This is a genomic window from Streptomyces longisporoflavus, from assembly GCF_014649775.1.
Taxonomy (GTDB): domain Bacteria; phylum Actinomycetota; class Actinomycetes; order Streptomycetales; family Streptomycetaceae; genus Streptomyces; species Streptomyces longisporoflavus.
The window spans coordinates 172,455-186,971 of the sequence record NZ_BMTR01000010.1 but is presented as its reverse complement, the minus strand read 5'-3'; the positions used below and the strand labels follow the sequence as shown (position 1 = coordinate 186,971).

The following is a 14,517-nucleotide window of genomic DNA, read 5'->3' as shown; positions in this document are numbered from 1 at the left end:
CCCCTCGTGATCCGACCTCGGAAAGCCCGTAAAACCGACGCGTCAGAACCGGAGTTGGGCCGCTCATTTGTCAGTGTCGTGCCGTAAGAAAGAAGGGCACGGCGAGGTCCGCTCGGCGGACGTGAGGGAGGTGGCCCGGTGAGTATTTCCGAGCCCTTGGACGACCCCTGGGCCGACAGCGGTCCCAGTGACCGTCTGCCCGCCTCCCGTCAGCGCCGGGACGGAGGCAGGAACCGAGACGAGCAGCACGACCGCGGCCGGGAAGGTGGCTGGGACGGCGGAGGCACCGCTTTCGAACGCGTACCGCCGCAAGATCTCGACGCGGAGCAGTCGGTGCTCGGCGGAATGCTGCTCTCCAAGGACGCCATCGCCGATGTGGTCGAGGTGCTCAAGGGCCACGACTTCTACCGCCCGGCGCACGAGACGATCTTCACGGCGATTCTCGACCTGTACGCCAAGGGCGAGCCGGCCGACCCGATCACCGCCGCCGCCGAACTCACCAAGCGCGGCGAGATCACCAAGGTGGGCGGGGCCTCGTATCTGCACACGCTGGTGCAGACAGTGCCGACGGCGGCGAACGCCGAGTACTACGCGGAGATCGTCCACGAGCGGGCGGTCCTGCGCCGCCTCGTCGAGGCGGGCACACGCATCACCCAGATGGGATACGCGGCCGACGGCGACGTCGACGAGATCGTCAACAGCGCCCAGGCCGAGATCTACGCGGTGACCGAGCAGCGCACCAGCGAGGACTATCTTCCGCTCGGTGACATCATGGAGGGCGCCCTCGACGAGATCGAGGCGATCGGTTCGCGCAGCGGCGAGATGACCGGTGTGCCCACGGGCTTCACCGACTTCGACTCGCTGACGAACGGCCTGCACCCCGGCCAGATGATCGTCATCGCCGCCCGTCCCGCCATGGGTAAGTCCACGCTCGCGCTCGACTTCGCGCGCGCCGCGTCCATCAAGCACAACCTGCCCAGCGTCATCTTCTCCCTGGAAATGGGGCGCAACGAGATCGCGATGCGTCTGCTGTCCGCGGAGGCACGGGTGGCGCTGCACCACATGCGCTCCGGCACGATGACGGACGAGGACTGGACGCGGCTCGCACGACGGATGCCCGAAGTCTCGGCGGCTCCGCTCTACATCGACGACTCCCCGAACCTGTCGATGATGGAGATCCGCGCGAAATGCCGTCGTCTCAAGCAGCGCAGTGACATCAAGATGGTGATCATCGACTATCTGCAGCTGATGCAGTCCGGTGGTTCCAAGCGCGCCGAGAGCCGCCAGCAGGAAGTCTCGGACATGTCGCGAAACCTGAAGCTGCTCGCCAAGGAGCTCGAAGTCCCGGTCATCGCGCTCTCCCAGCTGAACCGTGGTCCCGAGCAGCGCACGGACAAGAAGCCCCAGGTCTCCGACCTCCGTGAATCCGGCTCGATCGAGCAGGACGCGGACATGGTGATCCTGTTGCACCGCGAGGACGCGTACGAGAAGGAGTCACCGCGCGCCGGCGAGGCGGACATCATCGTGGGCAAGCACCGTAACGGCCCCACGGCGACGATCACTGTCGCCTTCCAGGGCCACTACTCGCGCTTCGTGGACATGGCGCAGACGTAGCAGGCACGGCAGTACGTCGGCGCAGGTGCCGGAAGGTTTCGCCGAGGATGGCCATGCCCTCGGTGATGTCGGTGGCGGTGGGCGCGGCGTAGCCGAGCACCAGGCCGGGGCGGTGCGGTCGCTGGCTGTGCCAGGACAGGGGCTGGACCTTCACACCGCGGGCCAGGGAAGCCGCCGCGAGGTCCGTGTCGCGGAAGTCGGCGTCGAAGGTGATGGTCAGATGCAGGCCCGCCGCGGCGCCGTGCACGACTGCGTTCGGCAGATGGGTTCTGACCGCGGCGATCATCGCGTCCCGGCGCCGGCGGTGGCGGCCGCGCAGAAGGCGCAGCTGGCGTTCCAGGGCTCCCGATTCCATCAGGCGGGCCAGGACCAGTTGGGGCAGTACGGCGTTGCCGAGATCGGCGAAGCGTTTCGCCGCGACCAGCGCGTCCCGGTATTTCGGCGGCGCGAGGACCCAGCCGATGCGCAGGGCGGGAGCAAGGAGCTTGGACACGCTCCCGGCGTAGCAGACGTGCTCGGCGAGCAGGGAACGCAGGGCGGGGACGGGAGCGCGGTCGTAGCGGTGCTCGGCGTCGTAGTCGTCCTCGATGATCAGTCCGTCGCGTTCGGTGGCCCAGCTCATCAGGTCACGTCGCCGTTCGCCGCCGAGCACCACCCCGGTAGGGAACTGATGCGCCGGAGTCAGCAGGGCCGCGGAGGCGTCCATGGCACGCAGTTCGTCGACGCGGACGCCGTCCGTGTCGACCGGCACCGGTGGAGTGGCGAGGCCGCTGTTGCGCAGATGCTGGCGGGCGCCGAGCGAGCCGGGGTCCTCGACGGCCACCGCACGGATGCCGTCGTCGTGCAGCACCCGGCCTAGCAGGGTGAGGGTCTGGGCTGTGCCGGAGGCGATGACGACGTCGCCCGGGTCGGCAGGGATGCCCCGGTTGCGGGCCAGCCAGTCGGCGACGGCGATGCGTAGCGCGGGCGCCCCGCGCGGGTCCCCGTAGCCGAAGGCGGACGCCGAAAGCTCTCTGAGTACGGTGCGCTCGGCGCGCAGCCACGCGGTGCGGGGGAACGCGGTGAGGTCGGGCACGCCGGGTGAGAAGTCGATGCGGGCCGGAGTGCCCCGCAGGGCGTCGAAGATGTCCGTGCCGGGCGCGGCGGCAAACAGGGAGCCCGGAGACGGAGACGGAGGCCGGGCCGTGGAAGCGGCGGGCCGGGCCTTCGCCGGTGCGGCGACCACCACGGTGCCGTTCCTTCCGCGTCCTTCGACGTGTCCGTCCTCGCTCAGGCGTTGGTAGGCCTCGGTGATCATTCCTCGGGACACGCGGAGTTCGCCTGCCAGGACCCGGGTCGCCGGAAGCCTGCTGCCCACCGGCAGACGGCCGTCCGCTATGGCGAGGCGAAGGCGCCGGGCCAGCCAGTCCGCGCGGCCGCCCGGCGGTGCCTCGTCGATGCGCAGTTGGAGGAAGTCCGCGCCGGCGGGTGTCTCGTACGTTCCGGGGCCGGAGGCGGAGCCATACGGAGGGCCCGATGGAGAGTCGGAGAGGGAGCCCGACTGAGAGCCGAACAGAGAGACGGCTGGAGAGCCGGACGCGGAGTCTGTCCCGTTGGCTGCGCGTGCCGCCCCGCGAGTTATGGACCGGTCGGCAGCATGGTCATTGGACCTGTTCACCGGGCCATAGTGACAGCAGGGTGAAGTCATGCAGACAGCAGCAGTCCCACCCGCCGACACCACCATTCCGGCGCGAGAACCCATCGCTCGGACGGCAGTTGACTACGTACACGGATACTCGCGCCGTGAAGCAAGCAGGCTGGAGGACCAGGCAGACACACTCGCCGCGCTGCTCCACGGCGGCACGGCGTATCCCGCGGGAAGCCGGGTCCTGGAGGTCGGTTGCGGGGTCGGCGCCCAGACCGCCCACCTGGTCGACTCCAGTCCCGATGCGCACTTCGTGGCCGTGGACCGGTCGGCGGACTCACTGGCGAAAGCCCGCGCCCGCGTCACGGCACACGCGCCCGACGCACACGTGCGGTGGTGCCGTGCCGACCTCTTCGCTCTCCCCTTCCCTGATGCCGAGTTCGACCACATCTTCGTGTGCTTCGTCCTGGAGCATCTTGCGGCGGCTCAGCAGGCGCTCGCCGCACTGCGGCGGCTGCTGCGGCCCGGCGGCACCATCACCGTCATCGAGGGGGACCACGGTTCGGCCTTCTTCCACCCCGACAGTGCCTACGCCCGTGCGGCGATCGACTGCCTGGTCAGGCTACAGGCCGACGGCGGTGGAAACTCCCTGCTCGGGCGTCAGTTGCAGCCGCTCCTCGCACAGGCCGGATACGAAGACGTCAGCGTGCGGCCGTGCACCGCCTACGCGGACAGGACCCGGCCCGAGCTGGTCGACGGCTTCACCCGCAGCACGTTCATCGCCATGATCGAATCCGTCAGGAACGACGCGCTGGCCGCAGGCCTGATGACCGAGGCCGACTGGGACCGCGGGATCGCCGATCTGCGCAGGACCGCGGACGACGACGGGACCTTCCACTACACGTTCTTCAAGGCCACGGGTACGCGTTCCGCGTAGGGACGCCAGGAGGAATTCGCTCGACTCCCGGCTTCCGCGCGGGTGGACTAGGGGCCATGACATCTCCCCGTGAAGAACTGCTGCCCGCCACCCGCCGATCCCTGCTGCACCGCGTCGCCACCGCGCAGGCGGAGGGACGAGCGCCTTCGCTCGTCGCCTCGGTGCTCAGGGACGGCGAGCTGGTGTGGACAGCGGGGCGCACCTGCGTCGAGGGGCACGCACCGGACGAGAACGTGCAGTACCGCATCGGCTCGATCACCAAGACCTTCACCGCCGTGCTGGTGATGCGGCTGCGCGACGAGGGCGCCCTCGACCTCTCCGACCCCTTGGAGAAGCACCTTCCGGGAACGGCCGCGGGGGACGTCACCATCGCGGAACTTCTCGCGCACACCAGCGGGTTGGCGGCCGAGACGCCCGGCGAGTGGTGGGAGCGCACGCCGGGTGCGCAGCGCCCCGAGCTCGGGGACGTACTCGGCGAACACCCCTTCAAGCACGCCACCGGTCGGCGTTTCCACTATTCCAACCCCGGCTACACGTTGCTCGGTTCGCTGATCGAGGCGCTTCGGGGCGACTCGTGGGAAGCCGTGTTGCGCCGCGAGATCCTGGAGCCGCTGGGCTTGGACCGTACGAGCGCGCAGCCACAGGCGCCGCACGCGGGAGGCTGGGCCGTCCATCCGTGGGCGGACGTGATGATGCCCGAGCCGGCCGAGGACCTGGGCCTCATGGCACCGGCCGGGCAGCTGTGGTCCACGACGGCGGATCTGGCGCGCTTCGGCGCCTTCCTCCTGGAGGGCGACAAGCGAATTCTGTCCGCGGACTCTGTACGGGAGATGCGGGTTCCTGCGTCGCCCCCGCTGCCGGGGGACTGGAACGTGACGTACGGCCTGGGCACGCAGCTGATCCGCGGGGACGGACGCACCCTCGTCGGGCACGGGGGCTCATTGCCCGGCTTCATGGCCGGCCTGTGGGCGAGCGAGGAGGACGGCCTGGTGGCGGTCACGCTGACCAACTGCACGTCCGGACCCGCCGTGACGGCGCTGGCCTTCGACCTCCTGAAGACCGTCGCCGAGGCCGAGCCGCGCATCCCCGCGGCATGGCGGCCCCTGCCCGAGCTGGACGCGGCGCTCCTGGAGCTTGCCGGGCCCTGGTACTGGGGGACGAGCACTTACGTGGTGCGACCGAAGGCCGACGGGGCGCTCGAGCTTGCGCCCCTCACGGGCTGGGGCCGCGGGTCGTGGTTCCGGCCGAACGGGGACGGCACCTGGACCGGGCGCGACGGCTACTTCGCCGGGGAGCAGCTGCGAGTGGTGCGTCGCCCCGACAAGTCGGTGAGCCACCTCGACCTGGGCTCGTTCTTCTTCACGCGGGAGCCGTACGACGCGGAGGCTCCCGTGCCGGGCGGCGTTGACCCGGAGGGGTGGCGAGGGCTTTCCCGCTGAGAACAGCGGAGGACGTCCAGAGCTGTTGAGAACACACCGGTGGGGCGTCGTGTTTCACGTGAAACACGACGCCCCACCGGTGTGTATGCCACGGCAAGGGCAGCTTCAGAGCTGCAGCTTGAAGCCCACATGCGATGCCGTGAAACCGAGCCGCTCGTAGAAACGGTGGGCATCGGTGCGGGATGCGTCGGAGGTCAGCTGCACCAATTGGCAGTTCTGGCGCCGGGACTCATCAACGGCCCATTCGATGAAACGGGTACCGAGGCCGCTGCCGCGTTCGTCGGCGTGGACGCGTACGCCTTCGATGATCGACCGCGTCGCCCCCTTCCGGGACAGGCCCGGAACGATCGTGAGCTGAAGCGTTCCGACGACGCGTCCCTCGCGCACGGCGACGACCACGTGCTGGTTCGGGTCTCCGGCAAGGCGCTCGTACGCGGCGAGGTACGGGGTGAGGTCGTCCGGCGACTCGCGCGTGCTGCCCAGGGGGTCGTCGGCGAGCATTTCCACGATGGCGGGGATGTCGTCGGCGATGGCCGGGCGTATCTCAAGATCTCCCATGAGGGCAGCCTATGCAGCCGCCGGCTTCCCGGGCGGAACACTGCGCCCACGGGACGCCCAGCGCGGTTTCGCTCCGCTGCTGGAGAACGCCCTACGCAGTTACGCGCACCGCTGCTGGAGACGCGCACCGCTGCTGGAGACGCGCACCGCTGCTGGAGACGCGCTGCGCGGGTACGCACCCCGCTTCCACGGGCGTCCTACGCGGGTACGCGCACCGCTTCCACGGGCGTCCTACGCCGGTACGCGCACCGCTTCCACTGCCCTGACCAGCGGCGTGAGCTCCGGGTTCAGTGCTGCTTCGTCCAGCGCCTCGCGCAGTGCGGCGTCGTTGGTGGGACGTGCTTCGGCCAGGAGCGCGGCGCCCGACTCGCTGACGTCCGTGTAGATGCCGCGGCGGTCGGTGGGGCACAGGTAGCGGGAGAGCAGCCCGCGGTCCTCGAGCCGGGTGACCAGGCGCGTGGTGGCGCTCTGGCTGAGCACGACGGCGTCGGCGACCTGCTTCATCTGCAGATGGCCACCCTCGCCGTCGTGCTGACGGCTGAGCACATCGAGCAGGGAGTACTCGCGCACGCTCAGGTCGTGCTTGGCCTGCAGGGCGCGCTCGATGTGGGTCTCGATCTTCCCGTGGAGCAGGGAGAGCGCGCACCAGCCCTGCGCAAGGGCGGTCAGTGCGGGGTCCGTCGCTGTCATGGCTCTTGTTCCTCCGTCCCGGAGCTACTGACGACCAGGGTAGTCCACCTGTGCAATATCCGGCGGTTGCAAGTAACCCGCGTATGCAACTATTGTGGACGCAAGCTAAGCGCACCTGCAATCGTCTTGGAAGGTAGAACCATGCCTCTCGCGCTATTGGCCCTCGCGATCGGGGCCTTCGGAATCGGGACCACAGAGTTCGTGATCATGGGACTGCTCCCTGAGGTCGCAGGTGACTTCGGCGTCTCCATCCCCACAGCCGGTCTCCTGGTGACCGGCTACGCACTCGGCGTCGTACTCGGCGCTCCCCTGATGACGGTTCTCGGCACCCGCATCTCCCGCAAGCACATGCTGATGCTGCTCATGGGCCTGTTCATCGCGGGCAACCTGCTCTCCGCCGTGGCCCCGGTCTTCGGCGTCATGCTGGCGGGTCGGGTCGTCGCCTCGCTCGCCCACGGCGCCTTCTTCGGCATCGGCTCGGTCGTCGCGGCCGAACTGGTGGCGCCGGAGAAGAAGGCGGGAGCCATCGCCATGATGTTCACGGGCCTGACCGTGGCCAATGTGGTCGGCGTGCCGCTCGGCACGCTTGTCGGGCAGACCCTCGGCTGGCGCACCACCTTCGCGATCGTCGCCGGACTCGGCGTCATCGGCCTGGCCGGTATCGCGAAGCTCGTACCGGACCTTCCCAAGCCGGAGGGCGTACGGCTGCGCCATGAGCTGGCCGCGTTCCGTAACGTGCAGGTCCTGCTCGCCATGGCGATGACCATCCTGGGCTTCGGCGGTGTCTTCGCCGCCGTCACCTACCTCGCGCCGATGATGACGGACGTCGCCGGTTACGCGGACTCCTCCGTGACCTGGCTGCTCGTCCTCTTCGGCCTCGGCATGGTCGCCGGCAACCTGATCGGCGGAAAGTTCGCTGACCGCGCCCTGATGCCGCTGCTCTACATCTCGCTGGGCGCACTGGCCGTCGTGCTCGCCCTCTTCACCCTGACCGCCCACAACAAGATCGCGGCAGCCGTGACCATCACGCTGATCGGCGCCCTGGGCTTCGCCACCGTGCCGCCGCTGCAGAAGCGGGTGCTCGACCAGGCCTCCGGCGCGCCCACGCTCGCCTCGGCCATGAACATCGGCGCCTTCAACCTCGGCAACGCGCTCTCGGCCTGGCTCGGCGGCCTCGTGATCTCCGCGGGGCTCGGCTACACCGCCCCGAACTGGGTGGGCGCTGTCCTCGCGGGCTCCGCGCTCGTCCTGGCCGTCCTCTCGGCCGTCCTGGAGCGCCGCTCGTCCGCTCCCAGCCTGGTCGTCACGGGCGCGACCCCCGTCGAGCAGGCACTGCCCGTCCACCACTGACCCCCTCCCGAACGTCCGGCCAGACACCGCCGGACGAGGCACCACCGCACAAGGAGCACCACCATGAGCACCACCACCCCCGCCGTTGCCCCGCTGACCATCCAGGACGCCGAGGCGCTCGTCACCGCGGCCCACCGTGCGGCCGAGGCGGCCGACGTCACGGTCAGCGTCACCGTCCTCGACGCGGGCGGCCACCTGCTCGCCTTCCGGCGTGATGACCGGGCCGTGCTGATCTCCGGTGAGACCAGCACCCGCAAGGCGTACACAGCTCTCCAGCTCAACGCACCGACCGCCGACCTCGTCGACCTGGTCAAGCCCGACGGCCCCTTCCACACTCTGCCCACCGCTCTCGACCGCCCGTTGCTCTTCATCGCGGGCGGCGTCCCGGTCCACCGTGACGGACGTCTGATCGGCGCCATCGGCGTCGGCGGTGGAGCGCCCGAGCAGGACCACGGCTTCGCCGTCGCGGCAGTGGAGGCTCTCGCGTAGTACTTCACCGCGCGAAACATGACGAAGGCCCGCCCGCACGCACCGGTATACCTCCGGCGCTTGGGGGCGGGCCTCTGTGCGGCAGCGGGCTTCTGCCCGCGGTCAGCCGGCCGCGACCGTCAGCGGCGCGAAACGACGGGTCCAGTCACCGGGCAGTCCGGGGATGCCATACGTCATCACGTCGTTGAAGGCGATCGGCTCCAGGCCGCGCTCCTTCACCCAGGCGAGCAGCTCTTCATGGCGTACGTCGATGTCGGTGCGCAGCGGTCGGTCGGAGCCTGCGGCAAGCGAGGCGATCAAGGCCTTCGCCGTCTCGGTGTCCGGGGCGATCAGGGGACCGATGACATGGGTCTCCATGTTCGGCCAGGCGCCTGCGTAGCCGGTGATCGTGCCGTCCGCCTCCGCGACTCTCAGCTGGTCGACGAAGGCAGGAAGCCGGGTGAGTACGTGCGTGCGGTCGAGACCGAAGACCTCGGTGTCGAGACGCACGATCGCGGACAGGTCCTCCGCGGTCGCCGGACGGGTGGCGCCATCGGGCAACGGGCCTCCGGGAGTGAACCTGCCGCGGACCATTTCGGCGCGGCCGGTGGTCTTGAAGCCGAGTTGCTCGTACAGGGGGCGGCCGTTCGGCGTCGCATGGAGGGCGAGCGGGGTGGTGCCCGCGCCTTCGACGACGTACCGCATCAGGCGACGGCCCAGGCCCTTGCGGGCGTACCGCTCGGCGACAAGGACCATGCCGATGGCTCCGAGGCCGGGGCGCTCCTGCGGTCCGTACTGGGTCACCACGCACGCGGCGATGAGGCCGCCGGCCTCGGGGTCGTCGATGCCGTAGCCCGTACCGGCCGAGAGCAGCAGCCCCCATTTATGGTCCTCGCGTGGCCAGCCGCGGTCCTCCGAAAGGTCGGCGCAGGCGGTGAGATCACGGAGGGACAGTCGGCGGATGGGCAGCGTGGAGAGGGTAGGTGTCGACACTCTGCTCAGGCTGTCTGACGCATGACCTTGGCGTCCACCGGTTTGTGGGTAGAGGCACGCTTCTTTTGGTCACGCTTCATTTGGTCACGTTGCTTCTGACCACGACGGGTGAGACCCCACGGCTTGAGCACCGAGATGACCGTCATGAAGAGGTAGGCGCTCAGGGAGACCACGGGTCCGGCGATCAGGCCGCTCGGGTCCGTCACGGGGGAGCCCGCGGACACGGCTGCCATGGTGTCGTTGAGGCCTGGACGCAGCGCGAAGGCCGACGCGGCGGTGGTGGCCAAGGTCAGCCAGAACTTCGCGTAGACCCAGCGATGCCTGGCGAGGCCCCAAGGAGTTCCGAGAGACAGGACGAGGCCGCTCAGCAGCGTGGACAGGGCGATCGGGATCACCAGCCAGTCCGCGAAGAGCTTCATGGAGCGGACGGCGGCTTCGGTGGTCGCGGCGGAACCCGTGGTGATGGCCGCGAAGGCGAGCGCGAGCAGCCCGAGCGTAAGCCCGAGCCAGCCTGCGGCGGCAGTGACATGGACGACGAGGGTGGCCCGGCGAGCGGGGCGGCTTAGTTTCACGTGAAACACGGTGCCGGGAGCGGTGGTCGGGGGCGTCTGACAGCGGGAGTAACCGCGGGTACTAGCCTCGGCGTACATGGCACGCCTTCACCTGTTCGACCTGGACGGAACGCTGCTGCACGGCACAGCGGCCCCCGTCGAAATCTCGCGCCAGCTCGGCCTGGAAGCGGAGATCGCCGAGCTGGAACGGGACTTCGTCGCGCAGCGGATCGACTCGCCGCAGTACGCCGTCCGCGTGCACGCGCTCTGGGCGGACCTCACGGACTCGCAGGTCACAGCCGCCTTCGAGGGGGCGCCGTGGCTGATGGGGATCCGGGAGACCTGGGCCGAGATCAGGGAGGGTGGGGACTACTGCGCGGTGATCTCACTGTCGCCGTCGTTCTTCGTGGAGCGGCTGCTCGGCTGGGGTGCGCATGCCGCGCACGGGTCGCGGTTCCCCGCCGTACCGTTCACCGAGCCCGTGAATCCGACGGGCATTCTCAATGCCGCGGCCAAGGTGGAGATCACGGAACGGCTCTGTGAAGAGTTCGGTGTCGGGCGGTCCGATTGCGTCGCTTATGGCGACTCGCTCTCGGACCTGGATCTGTTCGGAACCGTACCTGTTTCGGTCGCCGTCAATGCGGATCAGCGGCTGGTCGGGCTCGCTACCCACTCTTATGTCGGTCGGGATCTGCGTAAGGCGTATGAATTGGTGCGTGGTGTTGGGTAGTTGGGGCATGAGGCGGGCGATGGCCGCTGTATTCCCCGTGCGGCGCGACAGGACTTGTGTGCCGCACGGCTGCCGGTATGGTCGAGTCCGGTTCGGGCCGGGTGCGCGTCTCGGCGCACCCTACGGGGCACGGGTGGAGGTCAACGCAGCCTAACGGGGCGAAAAGATCGAAGACCTGAACTTTCCGTTATGCGACCGGCGTGACGGTGAGGGATGAGACGCTGCGATGAGGTGACTGCGGGCAATGTCACATTTGCCACCTACTTGTCCGTAGGGTCCGGTAATTCGAGGTTCAATGTGGCCACATTGGCTGACGGGGCGGAGCGGGGAAAGTAAGCGGCTTCCTTCAGGGAAGTGCATGGACCGACTGAGAGATGTTCGAGGCGAGGCACAGCATGGACGCTCCGACCACCACGTCGGCGGGCAACGGCACTTCCGGCGACAGCGGCGGTGGTGGCGGCTGGTTCACCCCACGCAAGGCGCCGAAGCCGGCGGAGGGCGGCGAGCAGACACGGCCCGAGAGCGGTGAGGCCGAACCGCCCGAGACGTCAGAAGGACGCCGAGTGTCGGCCATACGTCCACTGGGCAGGTCGGGACCCGCCGCGCCCGCCCCGGAGAACGGCCCCGTACCCACCCCCGAGCACCGCCCCGCGGCCGGACCCGAGCACGCGGCCGAGGAACGAATACCGACCGCCCGACAGTCATCTGACCCGGCGCCCGCATCTGACTCTGCGCCCGCAACCAACCCGGCGCCCGTGCCGGCCCCGGCATCCGCACCGGGCCCTGTGCAGTCCGGCCCCCCGGCCCTGTCCCGCCCCGCGGCGGAGCTCTCCCCCAAGGGTTCGCCCGACGCGATCCGCGTCCAGCGCACGATGGCCGAGATAGAGCCCGTCGCCGACAAGGTGACCTCGTACTTCTACGCGCTGCTCTTCACCCGGCACCCCGACCTGCGGCCCCTGTTCCCCGCCGCCATGGACACCCAGCGAGACAGGCTGCTCAAGGCGCTGCTGACCGCGGCCGAACTCATCGACGACTCCGACGTACTCGCCGACTACCTGAAGAACCTCGGCCGCGGTCACCGCAAGTACGGCACCCGGGCCGAGCACTACCCGGCTGTCGGCGAATGCCTGATCGGCTCGCTCAGCCGGTACGCGAGCGCGGTCTGGGACGAGGAGACCGAGGCCGCCTGGGTGCGGACGTACACCCGCATCTCGCAGATCATGATCGACGCGGCTGCCGCGGACGAACTGCGCGCCCCTGCCTGGTGGCTCGCCGAGGTTGTCTCCCACGACCTCAGAACGCCTGACATCGCTGTCGTCACCGTCCGCCCCGACCAGCCGTACCCCTTCCTGGCAGGCCAGTACACGAGCCTGGAGACGCCTTGGTGGCCGCGGATCTGGCGGCACTACTCGTTCGCGTCGGCGCCGCGCCCCGACGGGCTGCTCTCTTTCCATGTGAAGGCCGTCCCGGCGGGCTGGGTCTCCAACGCTCTGGTGCACCACGCGCGTCCGGGCGACGTCCTGCGTCTCGGCGCGCCCGCCGGCTCGATGACCGTCGATCACACCACCGACAGCGGCTTGCTCTGTCTGGGCGGCGGGACGGGCATCGCCCCCATCAAGGCGCTCGTCGAGGACGTCGCCGAGCACGGCGAACGGCGGCCGGTAGAGGTGTTCTACGGCGCCCGCACCGACCACGACCTGTACGACATCGACACGATGCTGCGACTCCAGCAGACCCACCCGTGGCTCTCGGTCCGCCCGGTCGTCGACGATCACGCCCAGTTCCCGGAGGCCGTGCGCGAGTACGGCCCCTGGAACGAGTACGACGCCTACCTCTCGGGCCCGCCCGGCATGATCCGCAGCGGCGTGGACGCCCTGCGGGACGTCGGCATTCCGGCAGGCCGCATCCGCCACGACTCCGTGGAGGAACTGATGGCGACGGCCGACTGAGACGCAGCCCGGGGCTGGAACAGCCCCGGACGGTTCAGAAGCGGATCAGCCAAGGTCAGGGGCGTGCATCGCGCGTACGCCCTCGATGTTGCCGTCCAGGTAGTGCCGCAGCGACAGCGGCACCAGATGGACCGAGGCGATCCCGACTCTGGTGAAGGGCACGTGGACGATCTCGTACTCGCCGAGGGGCTCCTCGATCTCGGGGCCGTGCCGCTGCGAGACATCCATGGATTCCAGGCGGCAGACGAAGAAGTGCTGCACCTTGACGCCGGTCGTGCTGCTGTCTTCGCCGATGTGCTCGACGGTGTCCACGAAGCAGGGCACTACGTCGGAGATCTTGGCGCCGAGTTCCTCGTGCACCTCACGATGGAGTGCGTCGACCACGGTCGCGTCCTCAGGCTCCACACCGCCACCAGGGGTGAGCCAGTAGGGATCGACGCCGGGCTTGGTCCGCTTGATCAGGATCAGGTCGTTTCCATCGAGCAGGACGGCGCGTGCGGTGCGCTTGACCACGGGTCGGACGGTCATGGGAGAAATGTGGCCCGGACTGTTCCACGTGAAACATCGTGAATCAGCCGGAGTCCCGCTCAAGCCCAGTCGACGGCAGCACGCAACAGCCACTCGTGCGCCCGCGCGATATGCGGCATCGCGAGTGTGCCGGTGCGTACGGCAAGGAAATACGTGCGCAGCGGAGGCACCGCCGGGTCCAGCAGGGCCACGACCTCACCACTCTTGAGCGCGGACGCACAGAGATAGCGCGGCAGCACGGCGAGCCCTGCCCCGTTGGAGACGCAGGCGAGCACCGCCCGCAGGTCCGGCACAATGACGGCGCCCGATGCGGCCGGACGGGTGTCGAAGACGGCGGCCCAGTAACGCGCGACCAGCGGGAGCGACTCGTGCACCTCCACCACCGGCAGGTTCTCCAGCACGGAGGCGCATTTGCGGCGCAGATTGCCTGGGCCGATGCGGGCGGCCCAGTGCGGGTCCGCGACCAGGACGTGCTCCTCGTCGCAGAGGGGGGTCGCGGTGAGCAGCGCGCCGCGCGGCCGGGCCGTCGTGATGCCCAGATCGTGGTGCCCGGCGGAGAGCCCTTCCACGACATCCTCCGCGTTGCCGAACGAGGCACGCAGCGCGAGGCCCTGTCCGTCCTGCCCGGTCAGCGTGGTGAGTGCGGGTAACGCGCGGGCGGCGGTGAACTCCGGAGGACCCGCGAGATGCAGGGTGCGTACCGACGAGTCCTCTTCGAGTCCCGTCTCGGCGATCTCCACCAGCGCGTCGAGATGCGGAGCGGCCTTGTGGGCGAGTTCGTCCCCGATGGTCGTGGGCGTCACGCCACGCGCCTGGCGCAGGAACAGGGGGCGGCCCAACTGCCGCTCAAGGGTGCGTATCTGCGAGGTGACGGCAGGTTGGGACAGGCCGAGCAGGGCGGCCGCGCGGGTGAAGGAGCCGGACCGGTGCACGGTCACAAACGTGCGCAACAGGGCCAGATCCACGGCGGTGCCCTCCACTCCCGGCCCGAAGGCCGTGCCCAACTATAAATATGTCGATAGGTCTCTGCCGCTACTGTGATTGGACACTGACACAGAGTCAACTAGCCTTGTTCGCGCGGTTCTT

General features: G+C 69.2%; 14 protein-coding genes. 7 read left to right on the top strand and 7 right to left on the bottom strand.

What is annotated here, in order from left to right:
* The first annotated feature begins 138 nt into the window (after nucleotides 1–138).
* Nucleotides 139–1,614: a replicative DNA helicase gene (dnaB, locus tag IE226_RS21670; protein WP_190082964.1), complete on the top strand. Its 1,476-nt coding sequence runs from the start codon at nucleotides 139–141 to the stop codon at nucleotides 1,612–1,614.
* Here dnaB and pdxR read toward each other — a convergent pair.
* The gene (pdxR, locus tag IE226_RS21665; RefSeq protein ID WP_229871452.1) at nucleotides 1,559–3,058 is read right to left on the bottom strand and encodes a MocR-like pyridoxine biosynthesis transcription factor PdxR; all 1,500 of its coding nucleotides are present in this window, start codon (nucleotides 3,056–3,058) and stop codon (nucleotides 1,559–1,561) included. The genes dnaB and pdxR overlap by 56 nt on opposite strands.
* 241 nt (nucleotides 3,059–3,299) lie before the next feature.
* On the opposite strand from pdxR, the gene IE226_RS21660 reads away from it, so the two are divergent.
* The gene (locus IE226_RS21660) at nucleotides 3,300–4,175 is read left to right on the top strand and encodes an L-histidine N(alpha)-methyltransferase (RefSeq protein ID WP_190082962.1); all 876 of its coding nucleotides are present in this window, start codon (nucleotides 3,300–3,302) and stop codon (nucleotides 4,173–4,175) included.
* A 56-nt stretch (nucleotides 4,176–4,231) separates the two neighbouring features.
* On the top strand, nucleotides 4,232–5,614 hold the full coding sequence (locus tag IE226_RS21655) for a serine hydrolase domain-containing protein (protein ID WP_190082961.1): 1,383 nt from the start codon (nucleotides 4,232–4,234) through the stop codon (nucleotides 5,612–5,614).
* Nucleotides 5,615–5,719: 105 nt separating this feature from the next.
* Here the strand turns inward: IE226_RS21655 and IE226_RS21650 are convergent, their stop codons facing one another.
* Both IE226_RS21650 and IE226_RS21645 read right to left on the bottom strand, forming a co-directional pair.
* The gene (locus IE226_RS21650) at nucleotides 5,720–6,172 is read right to left on the bottom strand and encodes a GNAT family N-acetyltransferase (protein ID WP_190082960.1); all 453 of its coding nucleotides are present in this window, start codon (nucleotides 6,170–6,172) and stop codon (nucleotides 5,720–5,722) included.
* A gap of 231 nt (nucleotides 6,173–6,403) precedes the next feature.
* A complete protein-coding gene (locus IE226_RS21645) occupies nucleotides 6,404–6,862 on the bottom strand; it encodes a MarR family winged helix-turn-helix transcriptional regulator (protein WP_190082959.1) in 459 nt (152 codons plus the stop codon).
* 141 nt (nucleotides 6,863–7,003) lie between these two features.
* Between IE226_RS21645 and IE226_RS21640 the strand changes: the two genes are divergently transcribed.
* Complete coding sequence (locus tag IE226_RS21640; protein WP_190082958.1) at nucleotides 7,004–8,212, top strand: MFS transporter; 1,209 nt, start codon at nucleotides 7,004–7,006, stop codon at nucleotides 8,210–8,212.
* Nucleotides 8,213–8,275: 63 nt separating this feature from the next.
* Nucleotides 8,276–8,701, top strand: a complete 426-nt coding sequence (locus IE226_RS21635) for a GlcG/HbpS family heme-binding protein (protein ID WP_190082957.1) — start codon at nucleotides 8,276–8,278, stop codon at nucleotides 8,699–8,701.
* Between the two features lie 102 nt (nucleotides 8,702–8,803).
* On the opposite strand, the gene IE226_RS21630 is transcribed toward IE226_RS21635, so the two are convergent.
* Both IE226_RS21630 and IE226_RS21625 read right to left on the bottom strand, forming a co-directional pair.
* Nucleotides 8,804–9,673, bottom strand: a complete 870-nt coding sequence (locus tag IE226_RS21630) for a GNAT family N-acetyltransferase (protein WP_190082956.1) — start codon at nucleotides 9,671–9,673, stop codon at nucleotides 8,804–8,806.
* 5 nt (nucleotides 9,674–9,678) lie between these two features.
* Nucleotides 9,679–10,245 carry a DUF2269 domain-containing protein gene (locus IE226_RS21625; RefSeq protein ID WP_190082955.1) on the bottom strand — a complete coding sequence of 189 codons (567 nt, stop codon included), beginning with the start codon at nucleotides 10,243–10,245 and terminating at the stop codon, nucleotides 9,679–9,681.
* A gap of 76 nt (nucleotides 10,246–10,321) precedes the next feature.
* Here IE226_RS21625 and IE226_RS21620 point away from each other — a divergent pair, with 76 nt between their 5' ends.
* Complete coding sequence (locus IE226_RS21620; protein ID WP_190082954.1) at nucleotides 10,322–10,954, top strand: HAD family hydrolase; 633 nt, start codon at nucleotides 10,322–10,324, stop codon at nucleotides 10,952–10,954.
* 395 nt (nucleotides 10,955–11,349) lie between these two features.
* Nucleotides 11,350–12,903 carry a globin domain-containing protein gene (locus IE226_RS21615; protein WP_229871401.1) on the top strand — a complete coding sequence of 518 codons (1,554 nt, stop codon included), beginning with the start codon at nucleotides 11,350–11,352 and terminating at the stop codon, nucleotides 12,901–12,903.
* 45 nt (nucleotides 12,904–12,948) lie between these two features.
* On the opposite strand, the gene IE226_RS21610 is transcribed toward IE226_RS21615, so the two are convergent.
* Together IE226_RS21610 and IE226_RS21605 are read right to left on the bottom strand one after the other, a co-directional pair.
* On the bottom strand, nucleotides 12,949–13,431 hold the full coding sequence (locus IE226_RS21610) for an NUDIX domain-containing protein (RefSeq protein WP_190082952.1): 483 nt from the start codon (nucleotides 13,429–13,431) through the stop codon (nucleotides 12,949–12,951).
* 59 nt (nucleotides 13,432–13,490) lie between these two features.
* Complete coding sequence (locus IE226_RS21605) at nucleotides 13,491–14,396, bottom strand: LysR family transcriptional regulator (protein WP_190083106.1); 906 nt, start codon at nucleotides 14,394–14,396, stop codon at nucleotides 13,491–13,493.
* Nucleotides 14,397–14,517: the final 121 nt, after the last annotated feature.

Coding starts and splice junctions, on each gene's coding strand:
- IE226_RS21635 (WP_190082957.1), top strand. CDS start 8,276: ATGAGCACCACCACCCCCGCCGTTGCCCCGCTGACCATCCAGGACGCC.
- IE226_RS21620 (WP_190082954.1), top strand. CDS start 10,322: ATGGCACGCCTTCACCTGTTCGACCTGGACGGAACGCTGCTGCACGGC.
- IE226_RS21660 (WP_190082962.1), top strand. CDS start 3,300: ATGCAGACAGCAGCAGTCCCACCCGCCGACACCACCATTCCGGCGCGA.
- IE226_RS21655 (WP_190082961.1), top strand. CDS start 4,232: ATGACATCTCCCCGTGAAGAACTGCTGCCCGCCACCCGCCGATCCCTG.
- IE226_RS21640 (WP_190082958.1), top strand. CDS start 7,004: ATGCCTCTCGCGCTATTGGCCCTCGCGATCGGGGCCTTCGGAATCGGG.
- IE226_RS21645 (WP_190082959.1), bottom strand. CDS start 6,862: ATGACAGCGACGGACCCCGCACTGACCGCCCTTGCGCAGGGCTGGTGC.
- IE226_RS21615 (WP_229871401.1), top strand. CDS start 11,350: ATGGACGCTCCGACCACCACGTCGGCGGGCAACGGCACTTCCGGCGAC.
- IE226_RS21650 (WP_190082960.1), bottom strand. CDS start 6,172: ATGGGAGATCTTGAGATACGCCCGGCCATCGCCGACGACATCCCCGCC.
- IE226_RS21610 (WP_190082952.1), bottom strand. CDS start 13,431: ATGACCGTCCGACCCGTGGTCAAGCGCACCGCACGCGCCGTCCTGCTC.